This is a genomic window from Acinetobacter nosocomialis NIPH 2119, assembly GCF_000368085.1.
In the GTDB taxonomy this organism is placed as follows: domain Bacteria; phylum Pseudomonadota; class Gammaproteobacteria; order Pseudomonadales; family Moraxellaceae; genus Acinetobacter; species Acinetobacter nosocomialis.
Genome location: NZ_KB849239.1, coordinates 1,386,098 through 1,407,347 on the forward strand (window position 1 = coordinate 1,386,098; position 21,250 = coordinate 1,407,347).

At 35.2% G+C, this 21,250-nt stretch carries 21 protein-coding genes and 1 tRNA gene; 13 read left to right on the forward strand and 9 right to left on the reverse strand.

Annotated features, from left to right (window positions below; genetic code table 11):
• Window positions 1–5: 5 nt before the first annotated feature.
• The 3 genes from F984_RS10510 to F984_RS10520 form a co-directional block, all read right to left on the reverse strand.
• On the reverse strand, window positions 6–566 hold the full coding sequence (locus tag F984_RS10510; RefSeq protein WP_002049974.1) for an FxsA family protein: 561 nt from the start codon (window positions 564–566) through the stop codon (window positions 6–8).
• A gap of 412 nt (window positions 567–978) precedes the next feature.
• Window positions 979–1,524, reverse strand: coding sequence for a GNAT family N-acetyltransferase (locus F984_RS10515; RefSeq protein ID WP_004709178.1), 546 nt, complete (start codon window positions 1,522–1,524; stop codon window positions 979–981).
• A complete protein-coding gene (locus F984_RS10520; protein WP_004709180.1) occupies window positions 1,521–2,114 on the reverse strand; it encodes a helix-turn-helix domain-containing protein in 594 nt (197 codons plus the stop codon). The genes F984_RS10515 and F984_RS10520 overlap by 4 nt, the downstream gene beginning before the upstream one ends.
• 229 nt (window positions 2,115–2,343) lie before the next feature.
• On the opposite strand from F984_RS10520, the gene ruvC reads away from it, so the two are divergent.
• The gene (gene ruvC, locus F984_RS10525) at window positions 2,344–2,889 is read left to right on the forward strand and encodes a crossover junction endodeoxyribonuclease RuvC (protein WP_002050094.1); all 546 of its coding nucleotides are present in this window, start codon (window positions 2,344–2,346) and stop codon (window positions 2,887–2,889) included.
• 4 nt (window positions 2,890–2,893) lie between these two features.
• Here ruvC and F984_RS10530 read toward each other — a convergent pair whose 3' ends face one another.
• Entirely contained in the window at window positions 2,894–4,357 is a 1,464-nt protein-coding gene (locus F984_RS10530; RefSeq protein ID WP_004709182.1) for a bifunctional ADP-dependent NAD(P)H-hydrate dehydratase/NAD(P)H-hydrate epimerase, read from the reverse strand.
• Between the two features lie 29 nt (window positions 4,358–4,386).
• Between F984_RS10530 and queG the strand changes: the two genes are divergently transcribed.
• Both queG and bioB read left to right on the forward strand, forming a co-directional pair.
• Window positions 4,387–5,487 carry a tRNA epoxyqueuosine(34) reductase QueG gene (gene queG, locus F984_RS10535; RefSeq protein ID WP_004709184.1) on the forward strand — a complete coding sequence of 367 codons (1,101 nt, stop codon included), beginning with the start codon at window positions 4,387–4,389 and terminating at the stop codon, window positions 5,485–5,487.
• Window positions 5,488–5,574: 87 nt separating this feature from the next.
• Window positions 5,575–6,564, forward strand: coding sequence for a biotin synthase BioB (gene bioB, locus F984_RS10540; RefSeq protein WP_002049782.1), 990 nt, complete (start codon window positions 5,575–5,577; stop codon window positions 6,562–6,564).
• Between the two features lie 46 nt (window positions 6,565–6,610).
• Here bioB and F984_RS10545 read toward each other — a convergent pair whose 3' ends face one another.
• Window positions 6,611–6,823: a hypothetical protein gene (locus F984_RS10545; protein WP_002050123.1), complete on the reverse strand. Its 213-nt coding sequence runs from the start codon at window positions 6,821–6,823 to the stop codon at window positions 6,611–6,613.
• 66 nt (window positions 6,824–6,889) lie between these two features.
• Window positions 6,890–7,240 (reverse strand): hypothetical protein, encoded by a 351-nt coding sequence (locus F984_RS10550; protein ID WP_002049957.1) that lies wholly within the window; start codon window positions 7,238–7,240, stop codon window positions 6,890–6,892.
• Window positions 7,241–7,674: 434 nt separating this feature from the next.
• On the opposite strand from F984_RS10550, the gene F984_RS10555 reads away from it, so the two are divergent.
• From F984_RS10555 to F984_RS10575, 5 genes are all read left to right on the forward strand, one after another.
• Window positions 7,675–8,211, forward strand: coding sequence for a fimbrial protein (locus F984_RS10555; RefSeq protein WP_004709186.1), 537 nt, complete (start codon window positions 7,675–7,677; stop codon window positions 8,209–8,211).
• Between the two features lie 70 nt (window positions 8,212–8,281).
• A complete protein-coding gene (locus F984_RS10560) occupies window positions 8,282–9,022 on the forward strand; it encodes a fimbrial biogenesis chaperone (RefSeq protein WP_004709188.1) in 741 nt (246 codons plus the stop codon).
• A gap of 55 nt (window positions 9,023–9,077) precedes the next feature.
• A complete protein-coding gene (locus tag F984_RS10565; RefSeq protein WP_004709190.1) occupies window positions 9,078–11,615 on the forward strand; it encodes a fimbria/pilus outer membrane usher protein in 2,538 nt (845 codons plus the stop codon).
• Entirely contained in the window at window positions 11,612–12,631 is a 1,020-nt protein-coding gene (locus F984_RS10570) for a fimbrial protein (protein WP_004709192.1), read from the forward strand. The genes F984_RS10565 and F984_RS10570 overlap by 4 nt, the downstream gene beginning before the upstream one ends.
• 606 nt (window positions 12,632–13,237) lie before the next feature.
• A complete protein-coding gene (locus F984_RS10575; protein ID WP_002049890.1) occupies window positions 13,238–13,417 on the forward strand; it encodes a hypothetical protein in 180 nt (59 codons plus the stop codon).
• 58 nt (window positions 13,418–13,475) lie between these two features.
• On the opposite strand, the gene F984_RS10580 is transcribed toward F984_RS10575, so the two are convergent.
• Entirely contained in the window at window positions 13,476–14,327 is an 852-nt protein-coding gene (locus F984_RS10580) for a LysR family transcriptional regulator (RefSeq protein WP_004709194.1), read from the reverse strand.
• A gap of 94 nt (window positions 14,328–14,421) precedes the next feature.
• On the opposite strand from F984_RS10580, the gene F984_RS10585 reads away from it, so the two are divergent.
• The 3 genes from F984_RS10585 (at window position 14,422) to F984_RS10595 (ending at window position 17,599) form a co-directional block, all read left to right on the forward strand.
• Window positions 14,422–15,354 carry a DMT family transporter gene (locus tag F984_RS10585; protein ID WP_004709195.1) on the forward strand — a complete coding sequence of 311 codons (933 nt, stop codon included), beginning with the start codon at window positions 14,422–14,424 and terminating at the stop codon, window positions 15,352–15,354.
• A gap of 114 nt (window positions 15,355–15,468) precedes the next feature.
• Window positions 15,469–15,933: a hypothetical protein gene (locus F984_RS10590; protein WP_002049801.1), complete on the forward strand. Its 465-nt coding sequence runs from the start codon at window positions 15,469–15,471 to the stop codon at window positions 15,931–15,933.
• A 250-nt stretch (window positions 15,934–16,183) separates the two neighbouring features.
• Window positions 16,184–17,599, forward strand: a complete 1,416-nt coding sequence (locus F984_RS10595; protein ID WP_004709196.1) for a purine-cytosine permease family protein — start codon at window positions 16,184–16,186, stop codon at window positions 17,597–17,599.
• A 60-nt stretch (window positions 17,600–17,659) separates the two neighbouring features.
• Here F984_RS10595 and F984_RS10600 read toward each other — a convergent pair whose 3' ends face one another.
• Window positions 17,660–18,097, reverse strand: coding sequence for a PACE efflux transporter (locus F984_RS10600; protein ID WP_002050023.1), 438 nt, complete (start codon window positions 18,095–18,097; stop codon window positions 17,660–17,662).
• A gap of 89 nt (window positions 18,098–18,186) precedes the next feature.
• On the opposite strand from F984_RS10600, the gene F984_RS10605 reads away from it, so the two are divergent.
• Entirely contained in the window at window positions 18,187–19,086 is a 900-nt protein-coding gene (locus tag F984_RS10605) for a LysR family transcriptional regulator (RefSeq protein WP_004709197.1), read from the forward strand.
• A 590-nt stretch (window positions 19,087–19,676) separates the two neighbouring features.
• Here F984_RS10605 and F984_RS10610 read toward each other — a convergent pair.
• Window positions 19,677–20,909, reverse strand: coding sequence for an integrase family protein (locus F984_RS10610; protein WP_004709199.1), 1,233 nt, complete (start codon window positions 20,907–20,909; stop codon window positions 19,677–19,679).
• 160 nt (window positions 20,910–21,069) lie between these two features.
• Here F984_RS10610 and F984_RS10615 point away from each other — a divergent pair.
• Window positions 21,070–21,146, forward strand: a tRNA-Ile gene (locus F984_RS10615).
• The last annotated feature ends 104 nt before the right edge of the window (window positions 21,147–21,250 follow it).

Consider the following 21,250-nt stretch of genomic DNA (forward strand, 5'->3'; position numbering starts at 1 on the left):
ATTAATCAATCCTTATTTTTATGTTCAATTTTCTTATGGTCTGGGGTAACTTCTCTCGCTTCGCCATCGATAATGCTGGAGTCACCACGGTATTGATTGCCACCTTGTGAGTTCTGCATATCCTGCATTTGACGCATTAAATCAGCAAATGGGTTTTGACCAGCACCTGCTCCGCCCATGCCACCCATCATTTTTTCCATCATTGCTTGCTGACGCTTTGCAAGTGTTCTCATTGCGATATTACGAAACGCAGTTTGCACGCCTGGAATTAGAATTAAAAGCGCTAACACATCAGATACCAGACCAGGCACCATCAATAAAAAACCTGCAAAAGCATATGCTAGTTTTTTAGTTACTGTCGGATCACTGCCTAATTGCCCGGTCATCTGCATTTGTTGTAATTGCGGCATAATACCAGCCGTACTTTTGCGAATAAGCGTAAGACCAATAAAGAAAGCAATAATGAACCAGAAAAACACATACCATCCACTGATGAACTGTGCTACGCCAATCCATACGGCAATTTCAACAATCGCGCCCAGAACCACAATAAGAAGTAAATTCATGTAAAACTTTATCTATCTCAAAAAGAAAATTCATTGCAGTTTTAGCTATCTAATCCATGAACCATTTTCAGTTGAAAATACGGATTAAAGAGCTTGTAGTGAAGCTTAGGCAATGTTTTCTTTTAACCTAAAAACATGGCTAAACCCAAATGCTGCAATACTATTAATAAGACTGATTTAAATTAATAAAATAGCCATACTTTATTATTAATGAGTGCTATAACAACTTTATCAAGTGTTTTTTCTACAAGATTGTAATTTTTTCATAAATTGAGCTCTTTTATTATATGAAATAAGTGGTTTTACATGAAAAGAGATTAGAACTATTAGGTATTTTATAAATCCATGCTATGACTCAGTTCAAATTTTCTTACTTTGAACTGAGCCGTTGTCTACCCAAAAATTCAATAATTTATCCATCCACTGGTTCAAATGGTGTATTTAAAATTAGCTGATAAAATGCAGCATCTAACCATTGTCCAAATTTAAAGCCTACCTGTTTAAAAGTACCTGCATGTGTGAACCCGAGTTTTTCGTGGAGTCCAATACTGGCTTGATTTGTCGCATCAATACAACCAATCAATACATGAATCTGAGCCTCTTGAGCCCGCTGAATTAACGCTTGCATTAAAACTTTACTTAAACCACAGCCCCGATGTTCATGATGAATATAGATACTATGCTCAACCGTATACTTATAAGCCGGAAAAGCTCTGAAAGCTCCCCAACTAGCAAATCCTAATAACTTACCTGACTCATCTACAGCCCCGATTACAGGAAAACTATTTCCGGTTTTTACCGAAAACCAAGTTTTCATTGAATCAAGCGAACGCGGTACATAGTCATACAATGCTGTAGAATTAACAATTGCCTCATTTAAAATCTCTAATATAGCTGCCGCATGTTCTGCTTCATTACAATCAATTAAACGAAAATTAGAATCGAGGGAATAGTTCATGAAGATTCCTTAAGAGCAGACACGAGTTGATTAGAGACGACTAAAATATAGCGAGCGACTTGTGATGAATTATTGCTATATATGACAGGCTGATCTAATTGCATAGCTAAGCAATCCCCTTCGCCCAATGCATAAGAGTTTTTGCCCAGTTGAATATCAATTTGCCCTTCAACTACCCAAAGTTGCTGTTGTACTACTTTAGAGCTTTCACTAATTTCATACGTAATTCGAGCATGAGGAGGGAATTCAATTTCAACAATTTGAAATGGTAGTTTTAAATTTGGTGGTGAGACAGTACGGCGAACATATCCAGTTTCCGGATCTTGCCACTCAGCTTGTTCATTTCGGCGAATAAATGGTTGAGGAGATGGACTAGTTGTTTCGTTCGTAAAAATTTTAGTTAAAGGTACTTCTAGACCATTGGCTAGTTTTTCAAGAACAACTGCCGTTGGACTCGTTTCCCCTCTTTCAATTAAAGAAATAGCTGAACGGCTAACTTGGCATCGGGCAGCTAGCACATCCAAAGTATATCCACGTGCTAAACGCAGCTCTCGTATTCGATGTGCAATCCTGATGTTGATATCATCCATCGACCAGACTCAATTCCATATTTATAGATAAGTATTCCATTAAACTAGAATTGTATCAAGTGATCTTAGACCAATTACGATTAAGGTCCAAAAAGTACCTAACAAAATATACATCAGTAGGGTTAGAAATCGAAAAATAACCATTTATATCAGCATTGGTTAAATTACTTATGCAGAACCTTTTTGGCTATGCAACAATACTCTCTAAACTATTTATGTAAGTCTACACATGGCATTGATTATTGGAATTGACCCAGGTTCACGCTTAACAGGTTACGGAATCATTGAAAAAGATGGTAGTAAACTACGTTTTGTCGATGCTGGTACAATCCGAACAGAAACTCAAGAAATGCCTGAGCGCTTAAAACGTATCTTTGCTGGTGTCGAGCGAATTGTAAAATTTCATGGCCCAACTGAAGCTGCGGTTGAACAAGTTTTTATGGCACAAAATCCGGACTCTGCTTTAAAACTAGGGCAAGCCCGAGGAGCTGCAATAGCCGCCTTAGTTAATTTAGATTTACAAGTTGCAGAATATACAGCCCGACAAATAAAACAATCCGTAGTGGGTTATGGTGCTGCCGATAAAGAGCAAGTACAAATGATGGTCATGCGTTTACTCAACCTAACTATTAAACCTCAAGCCGATGCAGCCGATGCTCTTGCTGCTGCGATTTGCCATGCCCATGCTTCAGGAAGTATGAGTAAACTTTCTGTCTTGAATGCTTTAGGTGGTATGGCACGTGGACGCAGCCGTTCGAGTAGCCGTAGACGTTAAAGCTTTATTGATTATTTACTACTCGAGTAATTGCCTGATTCATTTCATAAGCTTGTAAACCACGCATTCCGTTTTTTGCCAGTTGGTCCCCTGCCTGAGCATGAAGAGTTACAATCTCATGTAATGCAATACCTTTGTGGAACTGGGCTTTTAAGCTTGCGATCATACCCGCTAATATGTCTCCCATGCCGCCAGTTCCCATACCAGCATTACCTTGGGTACAAATATATAACTTATTCTCTAAAATTAAGCTGCCCGCACCTTTCAGCACCCATTGAGCCGCATATTTTTGTTGCAACGCATAAATAGCAGCAATTCGGTCATTTTCAATTTTCGCTGTAGAACAATCCAATAAAGTAGCGGCTTCTCCGGGATGTGGAGTTGCATAAATATGTGCACCCAATTTTTTAGGTTGTTTGGCAAGAAACCATAGTGCATCTGCATCTAATACAACTTCCAAATGTGAGTCATGATTTAAATAATCGAACCACTGTTGATAGATTTGCTGTGCCCATTCATCACGCCCTAAGCCCATGCCAAAACATACTGCATCAACCTGAGATAAAATCTCTTTAATACTGTTTTCATCGAAATTATTAATGTCACGAAGCATAATATTAGGAGCTCTCGACAAAATAGCCTGATGATGGTTTCGGTGACAAACTACCGTAACTTTGCCTGCTCCTGCATGAAAGGCAGCTTCAGCAGCCATAATGACAGCCCCGCCCATTTGCTCATGACCACCTATCACCAAAACATGTCCATAACTTCCCTTATGACCAAAAGCCAAACGTTTAGGAAGTCTGATATGTGTTGGCGTCAAGTAAGCAAGAGGTTTCAGGTCTTGGTCTACTGGAATTAAATTAATTAAATGAATTTGCCCCGCATACTCTTTGCCTTGGCCTGTAAATAATCCTGCTTTAAGTCCTAAAACAGTAAATGTATGATCACCCCTTACGGCACAAGGTAAGACTCGTCCTGTATTTGCATGTAAGCCACTTGGTATATCAATTGAAATTTTTAACCCAGCTTGCTCGTTAAATTGTTGAATAGAATGTTGCCAATAATCATTTAACTCTCGATTTAAACCAATCCCAAATAACGCATCAATATGACAATCAAATGTTCTATGCACATCAAAACCTTGATGTATTTGGACATGATTTGCCTTAGCAAAATGGACAGCATGGTGTAAATCGGCTGACTCGCCCAGTTCGGCCGCAAATATTTCAACATATAACCCTGCTTCCTTGAGATAACTTGCTATAAAGTAGCCATCACCAGCGTTATTACCTTGTCCACACCAAACAGCAATATTCTTAATATCTTGGTTTTGAAAAAGTACAATGAGTTGTTGAGTGATTGACCAAGCTACTTGTTGCATTAAGCCTAATGATGAGTTTTGTGCAGCAAACCAACGTTGCTCCCATGCCTGGATATCTTGGCTATGGTAAACTACTGCCTGCATATTCTTATCCTCTTGCATTTTTCGGTTTTATGACATCTTCCAACACATCACGCATTGCAGTGCAACAAATTGATCCACATGAATTAAAAGCATGGATCAAAGCTCAAGCATTAGACTTGGGTTTTGCTGATTGTGTCATTGCAAAACCAGATGCTCAAGAGCAAATGCCACGTTTTTTAGAGTACCTTGAACGTGGTTATCATGCAGATATGACATACCTACAAGAAAATTTGGAAAAGCGGGCTGATCCGACACTATTAGTTCCCGGCACAAAAAGTATTATTTGCGTGCGTATGAATTATTTGGTGGAATCACCAAAGCCAAGATATGTACCTTTTGAACCCAACTCTGCGATTATCGCCCGTTATGCTCGTGGTCGTGATTACCATAAGGTGATGCGAGGCAGATTAAAAACATTAGCTACACGTATCCGTGAAAAAGTGGGAGATTTTGAATCTCGCCCTTTTGCAGACTCCGCGCCTATATTTGAGAAATCATTAGCTGAAAGTGCTGGAATGGGCTGGACAGGTAAACATACTTTGCTCATTCATAAAAAGTCAGGTTCTTTCTTTGTCTTAGGTGAACTATTTACATCACTCGACTTACCTTTTGATGAACCTGCAACATCTCACTGTGGTTCTTGTAGTGCTTGTATTGATATTTGCCCAACTCAAGCGATTGTCGAACCTTATATGTTAGATGCTAGACGCTGTATTGCTTATTTAACAATCGAATATAAGGGAATTATTGATGAAGAATTACGTGCAGGTATTGGTAACAGAATATTTGGTTGTGATGACTGTCAATTAATTTGCCCGTGGAATAGCTTTGCTAAGACAGCTTCTATTACTGACTTTAACCCTAGACATGGTTTAGATAATATTAGTCTGCTTGATATCTGGCAGTGGGATGAAGCTACTTTTTTAGCCAATACAGAAGGTAGTCCAATACGACGCACAGGTTATCAGTCATTTAAGCGCAATATTGCTATCGGTTTAGGCAATGCACCGTACTCAAAAGAAATTGTAGATCAGCTACACAAAGGCAAAAATTTACATGACGAAATCGTCAATGTGCATATTGATTGGGCAATTGAACAGCAACTTAATCAACTTCAGCTATCAAATTAAAAAAATGATGTTTTTTGCCCTATAGCTTTAATACGAATTCTGTATGATTATATACAGTGAATTAATGCCATCATCATGGATATGACAATGACTCTACGTAATGATTGGACTCGTGAAGAAATCCAAGCTCTATATGAACAACCTTTTTTGGATTTAGTTTTTAAGGCTCAGCAAGTACACCGTGAGCACTTCACTGCCAATACAATTCAGGTCAGCACCCTTTTATCGATTAAAACGGGTAAATGTCCTGAAGATTGCAAATATTGCTCTCAATCTGCACATTACGATTCAAAATTAGAAGCAGAAAAACGTATTGCTGTTGAAAAAGTAATTAGCGAAGCAAAAGCTGCAAAAGATTCAGGTTCATCTCGTTTTTGTATGGGTGCTGCTTGGCGTAACCCACATGAACGCGATATGCCATATGTTTTAGAAATGGTACGTGAAGTTAAAGCATTAGGTATGGAAACCTGTATGACATTAGGTATGCTTAACCAATCACAAGCAGAACGCCTAAAAGATGCTGGTTTAGATTATTACAACCATAACCTAGATACTTCTCGTGAGTACTATTCTCACATTATTAGCACACGTACTTTTGATGACCGTTTGAATACTTTGGATTATGTACGCCAAGCAGGTATGAAAGTATGTAGTGGTGGTATTGTTGGTTTGGGTGAAAGCCGTGAAGATCGAATCGGTTTATTACACGAGTTAGCAACCTTACCTATTCATCCAGAATCTGTGCCAATTAACATGCTTGTACCAATTGAAGGTACACCTCTAGCTGATGTTGAAAAACTAGATGTTATTGAATGGATCCGCACCATTGCGGTAGCACGTATTGTTATGCCGCATAGTTATATTCGTTTATCTGCTGGTCGTGAATCTTTAAGTGATTCAGATCAAGCTTTAGCATTTATGGCAGGTGCGAACTCACTGTTTTCGGGTGATAAATTGCTTACTACTCCAAATGCAGGTGAAGGTAAAGACCAAGCATTATTTAACAAACTTGGTTTAACTGCTGAAAAGCCAAAGCCAACTGTTTCTGATTTATCAGTAGATGCAATGAGTGCTTAACAGCACCAAGAATAAAAAAGCCCTGATCATTCAGGGCTTTTTTCATTCATACAGAAGTTACTAATATTCCATAAGTAGCATTCAGGAAAGTTCCAACTCGAATAATATCCCTACCTGCTGCATGTGTAACCGATAATTCTTGGCTCAATACATCAAACTGAAAAGATTCAAAAACATCTTGATGGTTTAAAAGCCATAGAATGGTATCTGAAATATTTTCATCTGCGATATAAGTCAAAGCTTTGTAGTCTTTGCTCATGAATAACTCAAATAAAAAAAACAAGCAAATTTTATCTGAGATATTCAAAGCTTAAAAGAAATTTCCTTAGGCCGCTTTAGGGTTTACTAATGAGTGACCTGACAATAAGCTATTTAACGCTTTAGGTGAAAATTCTAAAGAAAGTACATGGCTCTTTAAATTAATCGAGTGTCTACTAATCAATGGCAAAAGCCCTTCTTCAGTTTCTAAAACATACTCATCAACAATATTTAAAATACCTTCCAAATTCGTTGTGCTAGATGCTAAGTCATGACTAAAGACATCATAAATTGTTTGTAAGTTAAACGTCGTGTTCTGTTCTGTAGGATGTTTAAGTAAATAGTCCTTTAAGAATAAGACTAATTTATGAGCAAAGAAAAAATAATTCGGTTTATAACTGTATTTCATGCTGTTCATGGAAACAAACTCCAGAAGATCTTTTATTGAATCACAACTAAAACACTAGGAATTAAACCTTAAAAAATTCTTAAAAAAATAATTATGTTTATATAAGATACACAAAATAAATTTATTAATAAAAACAACAAGTTAATCAAACAATATATACATATTTCATAAAGAAAAACTTAACTCAATTAAATTCAATAACTTAAATTAAACTTATTATCAATTTATTTTAAATAAAATAAATTTAATATATTTTACCATGTGGTATAAATTAAAATTACAAATCGATTATTCATTAAAAAACAACCAAACAAAATACATAAAAATATAATGTAATTCTTGTTTTTTAATTTAAAGGTGCTATATTTCCACCGCGTTACTTGATCAGAATAAAAGCACTGAAAAGTAATTAATCTATATTTATAGGATATTTCGGGGAATTCATGAAAAAATTTATTTTTATAGCAGTAGCTTCACTTTTTAATATTACAACAGCACAAGCAGCTGATGGTACGATTACTATTAATGGTCTAGTAACTGATAATACTTGTACGATTGATACAGGTGATAAAAACCTTATAGTGAATTTACCAACAGTATCATCTCAATCTTTAAAAAATGTAGGAGATGTTGCTGGTCGTACACCTTTTCAAATTAATCTAACAAATTGCGCTTCTGCTGGAAAAGTTGCGACTTATTTTGAACCAGGAGCAACGGTTGATTTTAATACTGGACGTTTATTAAACCAAGCCACTTCTGGTGCAGCTGCTAATGTCAATATTCAACTATTAGGAAGCAATAACGCAGTAATTCCTGTACTTGCTAAAGGGGCTTCCGGTGCACAAGATAACTCTCAATGGGTAAATGTTTCTGCTGGTGGTAATGCCGATCTTAATTATTATGCTGAATATTATGCGACTGGTGTATCTACTGCGGGTACTGTAACTTCGCAAGTAAAATACACGATTATTTATCAATAATTTAAAGCCAGCTTCTATTATTAAATAGAAGCTCTATTTCATCTATTATTTATTATTGAGAATATGACTCATGCTTTTTCGTGGTCGTAAATTTTTTTGGGGAATGGCTTGTCTTCAAGCAGTACTTGCTAGTATAGGACATGCTGAAATAATACTGCATGGTACACGCGTAATATATCCATCGGATGCTCGAGAAGTCAGCTTACAACTAAGCAACAATGGTACAACACCCTCACTTGTTCAAGCTTGGATTGATGATGGAAATTCAAAATCGACTCCCGATGAGTCGAATGTACCCTTTATTATTACACCTCCTATTTCAAGAGTCGAACCCACTAAAGGCCAAACCTTACGAATTACTGCACTACCAAGTGCTTCTCAATTAAATCAAAATAAAGAAAGTATTTTCTGGCTTAATGTATTAGATATTCCACCAAAACCAGAAGGGAAAAAACAAGTAAATAATGAACCACTACCTAATAATTTTCTTCAATTAGCAATTCGATCACGAATTAAATTCTTTTACCGGCCAGCAAACTTAAAAGAAAATATTGATACATTTAGTGAAAAAATTCAGTGGGTAAAAAATGGGGAAACATTGCTTATTAAGAATCCTACTCCCTTCTACATTACAATGAGCTCAATTTTTCAAGAAGTAAATCATCAAAAAATAGATTTATTAAAACAAGGTTTAATGCTTTCTCCTTTTTCAGAAGACCAGATAAAACTTAAAAATAGCAATATAACGAATATGAGCTTTGTTTATATAAATGATTACGGTGGGCGAATTGAACAAACAATAAAGTTCTAAGCTTATTTACCTTTTTTGAAATTTAAACACCTATTTATGAATAGGCACAAAGACTATGTCAGAATGGTTCATACCCAGTACATGCTTTAAAAAGCGCACTAGTTATTATCTAGCATTAAGCATAGCGATTAATGTGCCCTTAACTGTATATGCATCAGACAATATGAGTGGGCAAAATATACTAAAAGCTGACTTTGATACTAACTTTTTAGTAGGAAATGCACAGAAGATTGACATTGGTCGATTTAAATACGGCAACCCTATTTTACCTGGTGAATATAGTCTGGATGTATATATTAATGGCCAATGGCTAGGTAAACGAAAGTTTCTTTTTAAAACTACAAATTCGAATGAAAATGCAAAAACCTGTTTTACAGCAGATATGCTTTTAGAATATGGCGTTAAAACAGAAATTCTTCATCGGGAAGCCAATAATTTACCTACCTGTAATGATCTAGAAAAATGGGTTAATGATGCTTTTTATCAATTTGATACCTCCCATCTGAGACTTGATATTTCGATCCCTCAGGTTGCTTTGCAAAAAAATGCTCAAGGATACGTCGACCCACGTTTATGGGATCGGGGTATAAACGCTGCTTTTTTTGCATATAATGCTTCTGCATATCGTATTGTAAGTAATGACCATGAAACAAATCATGCTTTTATGGGTACAAACGTCGGGATAAATCTCTATGACTGGCAATTACGCCATAGTGGGCAGTGGAAATGGCAAGATCATAACGAAATTCCAAAAAAGACTTCTTCCTACACATCAAACAATACATATGCCCAAAAAGCATTTCCTAAGTTTAATAGTGTCGTTACTTTAGGTGATTACTTTACCAATAGTAATTTTTTTGATGCCTTACCTTATCGCGGAATTAACGTAGCAAGTGATGATCGCATGCTGCCTAACAGCATGCTTGGATATGCGCCACAAATTCGGGGTTATGCAAAGACTAATGCAAAAGTTGAAGTGCGCCAACAGGGAAATTTAATTTATCAAACTACTGTTACTCCTGGAAGTTTTGAAATTAATGATCTTTATCCGACAGGTTTTGGTGGTGAACTACAAGTTTCTATATACGAGACGAATGGAGAGATTCAAAAGTTCTCTATTCCCTATGCTTCTGTAGTAGAGATGCTTCGCCCAAAGATGAGTCGTTATTCTTTTACTCTAGGACAATTTAGAGATGCTAATATCAATTTAAATCCATGGCTAGTACAAGGTAAATATCAACGAGGCATTAATAACTATTTAACAAGTTATACTGGGTTTCAGGCAACCGAACACTACCAGTCTTTTCTGATAGGTAGCGCATTTGCAACTCCAATTGGTGCAATTGCAGTTGATGCAACTCAATCGAAAGCTAATTTTGATCAAAAACCAACACTAAAAGGGCAAAGTTACCGTTTAAGTTATAATCGACTATTTACGCCAACGAATACAAATTTAACTTTAGCAACCTACCGATACTCAACCGAAAATTATTTGAAATTAAGAGATTCAATTTTAATTCAAGATTTACAACAACGAAATATTGATAGTTTTTCTGTAGGAAAACAAAAAAGTGAATTTCAGATCACATTAAATCAAAGTCTTCCAAATCAATGGGGCAATTTTTATTTAGTGGGTTCATGGATTAATTACTGGAATCAGCCTAATCGCAATCAACAATTTCAATTTGGTTATAGTAATCAATTTAAAGATTTGACTTACAGCATTTCTGCAATTACTCATGAGCTTGATCTCGAAGATCAACAGACTAGTCACGAAACGCAGTATTTATTGTCTTTGTCTTTTCCACTCAAATTTAAGAAAAACACAATTAATTTTAATAGCTCTATTTCTGAAGATAGCAAAACTCAAGGGATGAGTGGTTATATCGGAAACCGCTTTGATTATGGCACGTCCGTTTCATACCTAGATCAAGGACAAAGCAGTGTAAATATTAATGGCACATACCGTAGTAATTACACAACTATAGGTGCGTCATTTAGCCAATCCGATGCATATCAGCAGGAAATGATCAATTTAAATGGAAGTGTGGTTGCTCATTCTCAAGGGCTTTTATTTGGACCAGATCAAGTGCAAACCATGGTATTGGTCTATGCCCCCGAAGCCACAGGTGCCCGAGTCGGCAATACATCTGGACTAAACATTAATAAACATGGTTATGCTGTAATCCCTTATGTTACGCCCTATCGTTTAAATGACATTAGCCTTGACCCTCAAGGGATGCCATCAAATGTTGAACTTTCAGAAACAAGTCACCGTATTGCACCTTATGCAGGATCAATAACCAGAGTCAATTTTTCCACAAAAACGGGCTATGCACTTTTTATTAGTACTCAAACTCCTAATGGTGGTTACCTACCATTTGCTGCACAAGTGTTTAACCAGAATAACGAAGTAGTTGGAATGGTAGCCCAAGGTAGCCGTATTTATTTACGTACGCCCCTGTCTCATGATCATCTTTATGTGAAGTGGGGAGAAAGTAATACCGAAGAATGTCAACTTGAATATGACATTCAATCAAAAATCTCACAGGAAAAACAATCAATTATTATGACAGAGGCAATCTGCAAATGAAAAAAATACTTATTCAGAGTGGTTTATTAATCACTAATTTCTTTATTTACAACCAAGCAAATGCAAACTGTACTTTAAGTAAAGGTTTCACTACAGTTGATATTCCAATAACGATTGGCACCATTGTGGTTCGTCCAAATGATCCTGTAGGCACAGTTTTACAAAAGAATACTTTTACCATTTCACCCAATAATTCTACAGCAACGTGTAACCGCCCTGGTGACCAAATTATAGCGGCTCTACCTCTAAATTATCCAATTAGTCCAATAGGCAATAATGTTTACGCCACAAATATACCGGGTATAGGCATTCGAATTTACCGTGAGGCAACTGACTCTTCGAACTCTTCTGGTTATTACCCTTATAAGCTTACATTGACGCCTCATACAGCATATACACTTTCGCCAGGCTATATTGTTTTGGAAGTGATTAAAACTGCTACCACTACTGGTTCTGGTGCATTAGTGGCTGGCCGTTATAGTACTTACTATGTAACAGGTCAACAAAATCGCCCCTTCTTAACGACTACAGTATTAGGTAGTTCACCTATTCTCATTGCATCATCATCTTGTGAAATTCAAAATGGCGTAGATACGGTTGTTGAACTTCCGACTGTGACAAAATCAGGCTTTCGAGCTATCGGAACAACTCAAGGTGAGAAAAACTTTAACCTATCCATTCTTTGTAATGGTGGCGAGAATAACTCCGGTATACCTACAAGTAACACATTGAGTTTAAGCTTTGACTACAATTCCGATGCTGCAAACAGTCAGGTTATTAGTAATAGTGCTGCTGAATCAACTAAAGCGAACGGTGTTGGTGTAGAACTTCTATGGAATATGAATGGTACAAATAGTACGATTCAAAAAGGAAATAAACTAGGTATTGGTACTATAGGCTCCAACCAAACAGTTCAATATGATGTGCCATTAACTGCACGTTACTACCAAACTGCTGCCAATGTAACGGCAGGAGAAGTCAAAGCTAATGCCACCGTCACGATTCAATATGATTAGAGGCAATTTCATTCTTTCTGACTACTGAATCTTAAGAAGAGGTAGTTAGATACGTTGAAGAATAAAGTTATTTGACTAATTTTTAACTAATACTAAAAGAATTATTTTTTTGATATAAATTATTTTTTAAATTTTACTAACAAATAAATTAAAAAAATGCTCATAAGCGAATAAAGCCAATGAGCATTAGTGATAACCACTTAACCTGAAATACAAATTGTGGGAAATAGATCACAATTTGCATGACTATAATTTCAAAATTTAGCTTAAATATCAAGTCTTTTTTTTAACAAAAGTTTGATAAAACTATTTAACCAGTTAATTTTAAACAAAAATTAATTAAAAATAAAATTTAGAATCCCTATTCTACAGACTTTCTAAAGAATTATCATTCGATTAATTAAGAAAATATGAATTTTATAGAGATTAATGTGCAGTAAAATTAAAAAGTCGTTTAGGTAGAATGTTTGAGTTAAAGCCCTAACTTCAAATTATGTAATTCTTTGAACTATAAAGCTTTACATAACCTATAAGAAAAAAAACATAAATAAATCGGGAAATATTCTTCAATTACAGCCTAAATCCCAGTTTTTATTACAAAACAGCATGCTTATTTTTTGGAAAATCTTTTGTATTTTATTATTAAGTTTAGGGGCTTTCGGAGTTGGTTTAGGTATTAGTCATTTAGATTTTTTCTTATTTTTTATTGGGATACTTTTTCTATTGTGTTTTTTTCTAGCCTTAAAGCAAGCGCGTGAAGATGCAGGGATTTTTCCCGATGAATAAAAATCTCTTTAATTTAATAGGTAGATAAGAAAAAAACAGAGTTAAACAAAATTTAAAATTAAACTCTAAATGGTTCAAAACAATTTAAAAGAAAATCCATCACTACTCTTACCACGGTACTACTTCTTAGATCTTCATGGGTGACCAACCAAATTTCAGCGCTCATCGGGTCATTATCTGGTAATTTTATCAAATTGCCTTGTTGGCCTAAAAAGTCAGGTAGTACAGCTAAACCTACTCCTCCACATGCAGCTCTCCATTGCAACTCAGGATGATTAGTAACCATGAGCGGGTCTTTATTATTCAATTTTTCTTTTAATTTTTGTTGTTTCTGTCCATGTACACCACCGACCTCCACACTAATCCACTCATAATTTTCTTGATTCGTTGAAGCCAAATAACTTGGAGTAGCATATATTCCAAAAGGGATTTCTCCGACTTTACGAGCAACTAAATATTCATCTTTAGGTCGCCCAAACCTTACAGCAATGTCAGCCTCTCTATGCTGCAAAGATACATAATGAACATCTCCAAGTACTCGTAGTTTTAGTTGTGGATAATGATGATAAAACTTTCCGAGATGAGGCATGATTAGATGAGCAGCAGTTAACGGAGGCATACTAATAGAAACAGTCCCCGTAACCTCCTGCTGTCCAGCCAGAGCAAGTCGCTCAATAGAAAACGTCTCTTCCATCATACGTGCCACTACTTGGGCAAGCTGCTCGCCTTCAGATGTTAAAACGTAAGTGCGGGGTCTACGATCAACTAATTTTAATTTTAAGTTCTGTTCTAACTGAGCAATTCTTCTTGCAACAGTGGCATGGTCAACCCTTAACTTTCTTGCTGCAGCTGAAAGTGATTTTTCTTCAGAAAAAACTGAAAAGTAATGTAAATTTTCCCAATCTATCATTGTGCAAATTTTCACATTAGAGATGAATTAATATGGAATTGTACACCTTTAAGTGATTACTCAGAATAGAGACATTCTTTTTCGGAGCCCTATCATGAATAAAACGGTGGTTTATGCCTACACAGGTGTTGTAATAACGATGCTTTTTTGGGGCTCAGCATTTAATGCGATGTCTTATATTATCCAATCGATGCCTCCTCTTTCGGCAGCAGCTGAGCGTTTTACGCTTGCAAGCCTTGCTCTATTTATTATTTTTGCGGCCATGGGAAAATTACGTTGGGCTACTTTTCAGCAGAATTTATTTATCTATCTTATTATTGGAATTATAGGGATTGCTGGTTTTAATATAGGTTGTTTCTATGGCTTGCAAACAACATCGGCAGTCAATGGTGCCTTAATCATGGCAACCACACCATTGATCACTCTACTGCTAGCAATTTTACTTGATGGAGAAAAATTAACACTTCCTAAATTTATCGGAGTTGTATTTGGTTTAAGTGGTGTGCTTTTCGTTATTAGCCATGGGCATATTTCCACGTTACTTCATTTAAAAATAGCAATTGGTGACTTTTATATCTTACTTGGTGGTATCAGTTTTTGTTTAGCCAATGTGTTATCACGCCGGTATGTAAAAAATGCTACGCCTCTAGAAACTACAACGTTCTCTATGCTGTTCGGTGCTTTGACTCTAATCATATTAAGTCTAATTTTCGAGCACCCATTTAAAGCAGTTGTTATGGCGCCTATTACTGCACACTTCGCTATGGGATACGTCATTATTTGCTCTACTATGATTGCTTATTTATTTTGGTTTAATGGCATTCAAAAACTAGGCGCAGGTAGAGCATCAATCTTTTTTAACTTTGTTCCAGTTTTTAGTATGTTAGTTGCAATGTTAGCTGGTCAAACACTTAATATCTGGCAAATTATAGGTACTGCTTTAGTTATGCTAGGCGTGCTAAGTAGTAGCGGCTTTATTCAAATTAAGCGCCGTCCTGCATTTATAACCAAGCCTGGTACTAAATAGTGATCACACAAATTCATCTTAATTATTGCGTTGTAACAAACAATGTATGTTTCTTTAAAACTTAACAAATGGCTGCCATATATAGTTTTAAAAACACAACAAGGAGAAATTAAGATGAATTTGGATTTTACAACAATCGAAAAACAAGCCCAATTGCTCAAAGAAGAGCAAGAGAAATTAGAACAGAAAGATCATGATTTTCAGTTAGCTTTAGACAAGCACCGAGAAGCATTAAAAGACTTATTTAAAGAACTGTTTCACGATCGAGAAATTAAAACAGAAAAAGGAGGTCAATTTTGTGTCATATTTGGTGATTTTAAAATTTCTTTATTGATTGAAACAGCCAAATTTGAAAATGGTGTGCCCGTTAAATTAAACTCTGTGAACCCAATTATCGTTAAATTTAAGAAAGATAAACCAGTTGCCAAAGCTCAATTTTCCGATGCGACGCAATATCTAGATAGTGCATTTCAAACACCGCATTATCAGTACTACTATAAGCACGATGATAAAACCCAATTAGTTCAATTTTCGGAATTACCCGTATTTTTTCAAGCCATTCTTGATGCTGAAGTCTAATTATCTGCCCTCATTAGAGGGCTTTTTTTATAGATTTTATTTACCGCTCACTTTCTCATCTTTATAAAAACACTCACCTCACCAATCTACTGTTCTCACCACATCTAAATTTATGAGTACAAAAAATTAAAGCAATGATTTACCGAAACCATTGCTTCTTTTTGAAATAACTTGTATATACATGTTTATATTTGTTTGTACAAAATGGATTCTAATAAAAGAAAAGCTCTTAAAGGATAAGGAGAGTGTTATGGACTCATCAACTGGAACATCGAAAAGTGGGTTTGTTGAAAACCGAAGTATTGACTTTATTCCTGAAAATGAAAGGCATGGCAGTATATTCGCCCAATTTACACTTTGGTTTGGCGCCAATTTACAGATTACAGCTATTGTCACGGGTGCATTAGCTGTCGTATTAGGTGGTGATGTATTTTGGTCAATCATTGGCTTATTTATTGGACAATGCTTTGGTGCTGCTGTCATGGCTTTGCATGCAGCTCAGGGCCCCAAACTTGGCCTTCCCCAAATGATTTCCAGTCGGGTTCAATTTGGAGTGTATGGTGCATGTATTCCCATTATTCTGGTTTGCCTGATGTATATTGGCTTTACCGCAACTGGTGAAGTACTCGCTGGTAAAGCAATTGCACACCTTGCACAGGTGAGTAATACAACAGGTATTTTAATCTATGCTTGTTTTATTATTTTATTTGCAACTATTGGCTATCGCTTAATTCACTGGGTAGGAAAAGTCGCAAGTGTCATAGGATTAATAGCTTTTATTATTATCCTTACTCAAATTTTAGCTCTCTCGAATATTTCAGAATTGCTTGCTGTACGCCATTTTAGCTGGCCATCTTTTTTATTGGCAGTTTCTCTTTCTGCTTCTTGGCAAATTTCATTCGGACCTTATGTAGCAGATTATTCTCGTTATTTACCTACAAAGACCTCTTCAAATCGGGTGTTTTGGGCAGTTGGCCTTGGGTCTTTAGTTGGCTCACAAATTTCTATGACACTTGGTGTATTGATTGCTCAAGTATCAAATGGTGGTTTTGTCGGTAATGAAGTTCAGTATGTTGTAGGTATGAATCCAATCGCTCTTGTGATTACTTTCTTATATTTTAGTATTGCATTTGGAAAGGTCACTTTATCCACACTCAATGCTTATGGCAGTTTTATGTGTATAGCAACCATTTGGAATAGCTTTAAACCAACTGGACAGATTTCAAAACTGACCCGACTTGTCATTGTTCTTGCAATGGTTCTGATCTCGACATTTATTGCAGTTGTAGGTGAACACACCTTCTTAAGTGCATTCAAAGCTTTTATTTTATTTCTTCTGACATTTTTCATTCCTTGGAGTGCAATTAATTTAGTTGATTATTATTTTATTTCTAAAGAAGAATGTGATGTAGACGCACTATATGACCCAAATGGTAGATATGGGCGCTGGAACACCATTGGTATAGCTTGTTATTTTATTGGCATATTACTTCAACTGCCCTTTATCGATAGCAAATTTTACAAAGGCCAAATTGCCGAAATGTTAGGTGGAATTGATTTATCCTGGTTAGTTGGATTGTTATCGACTGCACTTTTATATTATATGCTCGCAAAAAGAGCTCAAACAAAGGCTTCAAAAAATCTTGAGCTTGAACAAATCAAATAGTTTTGCAAGAGATATCAAAGTTAACTCAACAATACTTTGATATCTCTTTAAAATTTTCTTCTATTCTTGAACAGTATTTACTTGTGCAGAAGCAGGTAATCCGAATAATTTATCGAATGTCCAGTTAAATATAAATGTATAAATTGGAATGATAATAATAAAGGCAACATCTAACCAAAATGCCGCAACAAGAGAAATATCCATCCACCATGCAATCAGCGGAATTAAGAACATTACTAAAGTGATTTGAAAACCGATCGCATGCGCGATTCTACGTTTAACAGTGCGTGACTTATTCTCTTGTCGTGCTTCCCATTTCTCGTAAAGAATGTTGTAAATAAAATTCCATGTTACCGCAATTGTCGTAATCATGACTGAGAGCGGTCCCGTGTGCTCTACACTATCTCCTGCCAAAAGAGCTAAACCTACTGATGAAATCACCATTCCAATAATTTCATATGAGGACACATAAACAATACGACGCTTTAAACCTTGCATAACCAATCATCTTTTCTTACTTCTTTTTATTTTAGTTTCAGTTAAAATCACATATAAAGTTAACAGCTTTCAGTTTCACTGATATCAAAATGAATTTTAATAGCGAAAATATAGAGCTTTTCTTAAGTGTACTTGATACTGGATCTTTCTCGGCAGCGGCACGTAAGTTAAATCGAGTACCCTCCGCCGTGAGCATGGCTGTTGCCAATATTGAGGCAGAACTTGGTTACCTTTTGTTTGAACGTACTCACCGTAAAGTCATTCCTACTTCAGCGGCTTTAGCATTAGAGCCCCAAGCACGTATTATTGCTGAGCAGCTTAGGTTATTAAGTACCCATGCCTATGAGCTTTCGCTAGGACTTGAAAGTAAATTAAAAATTGGTGTTGTTTCAGATGCAAATACCAATTTACTTTTTAAAGCGATAAAAAAACTGGCTGATAAATTTCCCTTACTTAATGTAGAGATTATTACAGCCCCCCAAGACGATATTCTAAATTTGCTCTATACAGAAAATATTAACCTTTGTCTGGCAGGTTCTGATCTCAATATAAAAATGCGTGAAAGCTTACAATTAGTGATGAATGAAACTCTAGTTGCTACAATTTCTGTTCACCACCCCCTTTTAAAACAAAATGATAAGTTAATCTCTATTGAAGAATTAATTAATGTTCGACAAATTGTAGTTGCAAGTAGTGAATTAAACATACAGGATTCACGTTCAATTGTTGGAGCAATGTACTGGAAAACCAATAGTTTACAGACCGCGATTAATATGGTTGAGGCTGGTTTAGGATGGGGAAATTTTCCTTTATCTTTGGTAAAAGAAAAAATTGAACAAGGACATTTAGTTCAACTAGATTTTAAAAATACAAAAAATCATTTACCTCTATCTATCTATCTCATCTGGCTCCAAGATAAACCATTATCAAAAGCAGCAAGAGAACTTGTTCAAATGATTCGAGCAAATTTATCTCATGCTGCTTATTAAAAACCGCCCTATAGGCGGTTTTTAGTGCTTATTTAGATTTATCAGCTTCAGCTTTATCATTCTTATGCTTATAACAATAGCCAAACATTGCACCTGCGCTGAAGAAAAACATTGCTTTTAACATGATGACACTCCTATGCCTCGTTTAGTGAAAATTAAACTTAGCATTTAGGTGTGTTTCACTTTGACTACTATTTAAATCAGTTTTGTTCATAATGAAAATTTACGTGTCAATCTTTTTCAATTTATTAAAAAACACAAAAAAAACTATTTATTTGATTCTATTAGATTAATTTTTTAAGAGATTTAGGTTTTAGTTATCCTTTAAAAACAAAGCAAAAAGCCTATTCATAGCGAATAGGCTTCTTACTGTATTTCAGGACTAAGCAATAATAATAATTATCAAAAATACTCCACTACTGTATAAATTCCAAGTGTTTTAGTCAAGTATAAAATTCATCAATTACAAATAGTTGTAGGAAGTGTGAAAGAATATTCATTCTGTGTTTTACTGATAAAACTTACTGTAAAGTTATACTAATTTTAGAACCGGTCGTAGTCTTATTTTTAATTTGCGAACTTCAAAATTTTTATAGATTGATAGTAATAGATTTAATAAATTTATCTCTATATGAACCCAGAATAACTTGTTCTAGTCTATTCATTCTATTACGCATATCTTGAAAGTGAACCACATTGTTAGATTCTAATATTTTCTCTTTCTCGTCTGCCTTTCTAATAAATAGTGGTTTATCACTTAAATTATCTTCAAAAAATTTAAATGTTCTCCGTAAATCTTGAAAAGTAAAAGAGATATTACACTGCCCTTCTATTTTTTTTCGGAATTTTGAAATATTAACAATATGGCCAGTTTTAGACTTCACAGATGGGAACACCCATTCTTCATTAATTTTCATTTTACGGTTTTTCATTAGATGCCAAAGAAAATCACCCATATAAAGTTTATAGCACTCATTATTATAAGTATTTATAAAAGAAAGACTTCCTTCATCTAAGTCTAGATCTTCCCAACGTAAGCATTCACATTCATTTCTAAAAAGCCCTGTTAAAACAAGTGTTAATAAAAAGTCCTTATTTGTTTCATTTTCTTGGCCCCGACCCTCATATTCAATAATTGCGTGTACCCATTTTTCTAAATTTTCTCTATGAATATAGTTACTTCGACTTGAAACTGCTCGCCAACGTTGTTTTGAATTTAAAAAATTAACTGGGTTCATCGCAGATATGATGAGCTCTTTACTTCTGTCTTGATAATACTTAACCGAAAAACGATAAATAGCTCGAAGTACTCGCATAGATAAGTTCGCTTTGGCATAACTAATTTTAGATAATTGAATATACTTATCTTCAACCATCTGTTCAGTAATATCAGTAAGTTTAAGCTCCCTCCAATCCATTAAGTATTTTTCTATGACATCTCTATAATCAACTAGTGTTCTGTCTTTTAGTTTGTGTTGATTGATATATGTTTGAAAAGCTTCATCGAGACTAGGCTGGTTAATTTTCTTATCTAAATTATTTTTTAATATTTTATTATTTTTGCTAATTAAATAATTGTTTTCAGTTAAATCTTTTAACTTCTGCTGAGCAAGTATACGAGCTTCTTCAAGAGTAATTTTTTCGTAATCTCCTAATTTACAACGTATTGCTCTACCTTTTACTTTCTTTTCTACAATATAGGTTTTATATGAATTATTTACACGAATAGCAAAACCAATAATCTCACTGTCTCTATAAATTGCTGGAATGAGTTTAAGTTGATCGATAAATGACTTAGTTAGCTTTACTCGTGAAGTGCTCATAAGCTAGAATCCCTAGCGCTTGTGATAATTAACAATATAGCAAAATATTTTTCAGGTCTACTGCACACCTACTTTTGAAAAATACTTGTGTTTAATAAAAAAATTGATTAGTATTGCAGGCACTGAAAAGCCTTGAGATTAAAAGCTTTTCTTATTTATAGGGCCTATAGCTCAGTTGGTTAGAGCAGCGGACTCATAATCCGTTGGTCCACAGTTCAAGTCTGTGTGGGCCCACCAAATACAAACCCCAAAAACTATAAGTTTTTGGGGTTCTTTAATTTTAGACATACAGTCGAATATCACTACATTATTCAAAAATTGTTCGATTAAACTTAAAAAAA

What these genes read in the sequence shown, in the direction of transcription:
- F984_RS10570 (WP_004709192.1), top strand. Translation starts at nt 11,612, where the DNA reads ATGAAAAAAATACTTATTCAGAGTGGTTTATTAATCACTAATTTCTTT.
- F984_RS10610 (WP_004709199.1), bottom strand. Translation starts at nt 20,909, where the DNA reads ATGAGCACTTCACGAGTAAAGCTAACTAAGTCATTTATCGATCAACTT.
- F984_RS10600 (WP_002050023.1), bottom strand. Translation starts at nt 18,097, where the DNA reads ATGCAAGGTTTAAAGCGTCGTATTGTTTATGTGTCCTCATATGAAATT.
- F984_RS10590 (WP_002049801.1), top strand. Translation starts at nt 15,469, where the DNA reads ATGAATTTGGATTTTACAACAATCGAAAAACAAGCCCAATTGCTCAAA.
- F984_RS10580 (WP_004709194.1), bottom strand. Translation starts at nt 14,327, where the DNA reads ATGATAGATTGGGAAAATTTACATTACTTTTCAGTTTTTTCTGAAGAA.
- F984_RS10515 (WP_004709178.1), bottom strand. Translation starts at nt 1,524, where the DNA reads ATGAACTATTCCCTCGATTCTAATTTTCGTTTAATTGATTGTAATGAA.
- bioB (WP_002049782.1), top strand. Translation starts at nt 5,575, where the DNA reads ATGACTCTACGTAATGATTGGACTCGTGAAGAAATCCAAGCTCTATAT.
- F984_RS10560 (WP_004709188.1), top strand. Translation starts at nt 8,282, where the DNA reads ATGCTTTTTCGTGGTCGTAAATTTTTTTGGGGAATGGCTTGTCTTCAA.
- ruvC (WP_002050094.1), top strand. Translation starts at nt 2,344, where the DNA reads ATGGCATTGATTATTGGAATTGACCCAGGTTCACGCTTAACAGGTTAC.
- F984_RS10605 (WP_004709197.1), top strand. Translation starts at nt 18,187, where the DNA reads ATGAATTTTAATAGCGAAAATATAGAGCTTTTCTTAAGTGTACTTGAT.
- F984_RS10585 (WP_004709195.1), top strand. Translation starts at nt 14,422, where the DNA reads ATGAATAAAACGGTGGTTTATGCCTACACAGGTGTTGTAATAACGATG.
- F984_RS10550 (WP_002049957.1), bottom strand. Translation starts at nt 7,240, where the DNA reads ATGAACAGCATGAAATACAGTTATAAACCGAATTATTTTTTCTTTGCT.
- F984_RS10575 (WP_002049890.1), top strand. Translation starts at nt 13,238, where the DNA reads ATGCTTATTTTTTGGAAAATCTTTTGTATTTTATTATTAAGTTTAGGG.
- F984_RS10520 (WP_004709180.1), bottom strand. Translation starts at nt 2,114, where the DNA reads ATGGATGATATCAACATCAGGATTGCACATCGAATACGAGAGCTGCGT.
- F984_RS10565 (WP_004709190.1), top strand. Translation starts at nt 9,078, where the DNA reads ATGTCAGAATGGTTCATACCCAGTACATGCTTTAAAAAGCGCACTAGT.
- queG (WP_004709184.1), top strand. Translation starts at nt 4,387, where the DNA reads ATGACATCTTCCAACACATCACGCATTGCAGTGCAACAAATTGATCCA.
- F984_RS10510 (WP_002049974.1), bottom strand. Translation starts at nt 566, where the DNA reads ATGAATTTACTTCTTATTGTGGTTCTGGGCGCGATTGTTGAAATTGCC.
- F984_RS10555 (WP_004709186.1), top strand. Translation starts at nt 7,675, where the DNA reads ATGAAAAAATTTATTTTTATAGCAGTAGCTTCACTTTTTAATATTACA.
- F984_RS10545 (WP_002050123.1), bottom strand. Translation starts at nt 6,823, where the DNA reads ATGAGCAAAGACTACAAAGCTTTGACTTATATCGCAGATGAAAATATT.
- F984_RS10530 (WP_004709182.1), bottom strand. Translation starts at nt 4,357, where the DNA reads ATGCAGGCAGTAGTTTACCATAGCCAAGATATCCAGGCATGGGAGCAA.
- F984_RS10595 (WP_004709196.1), top strand. Translation starts at nt 16,184, where the DNA reads ATGGACTCATCAACTGGAACATCGAAAAGTGGGTTTGTTGAAAACCGA.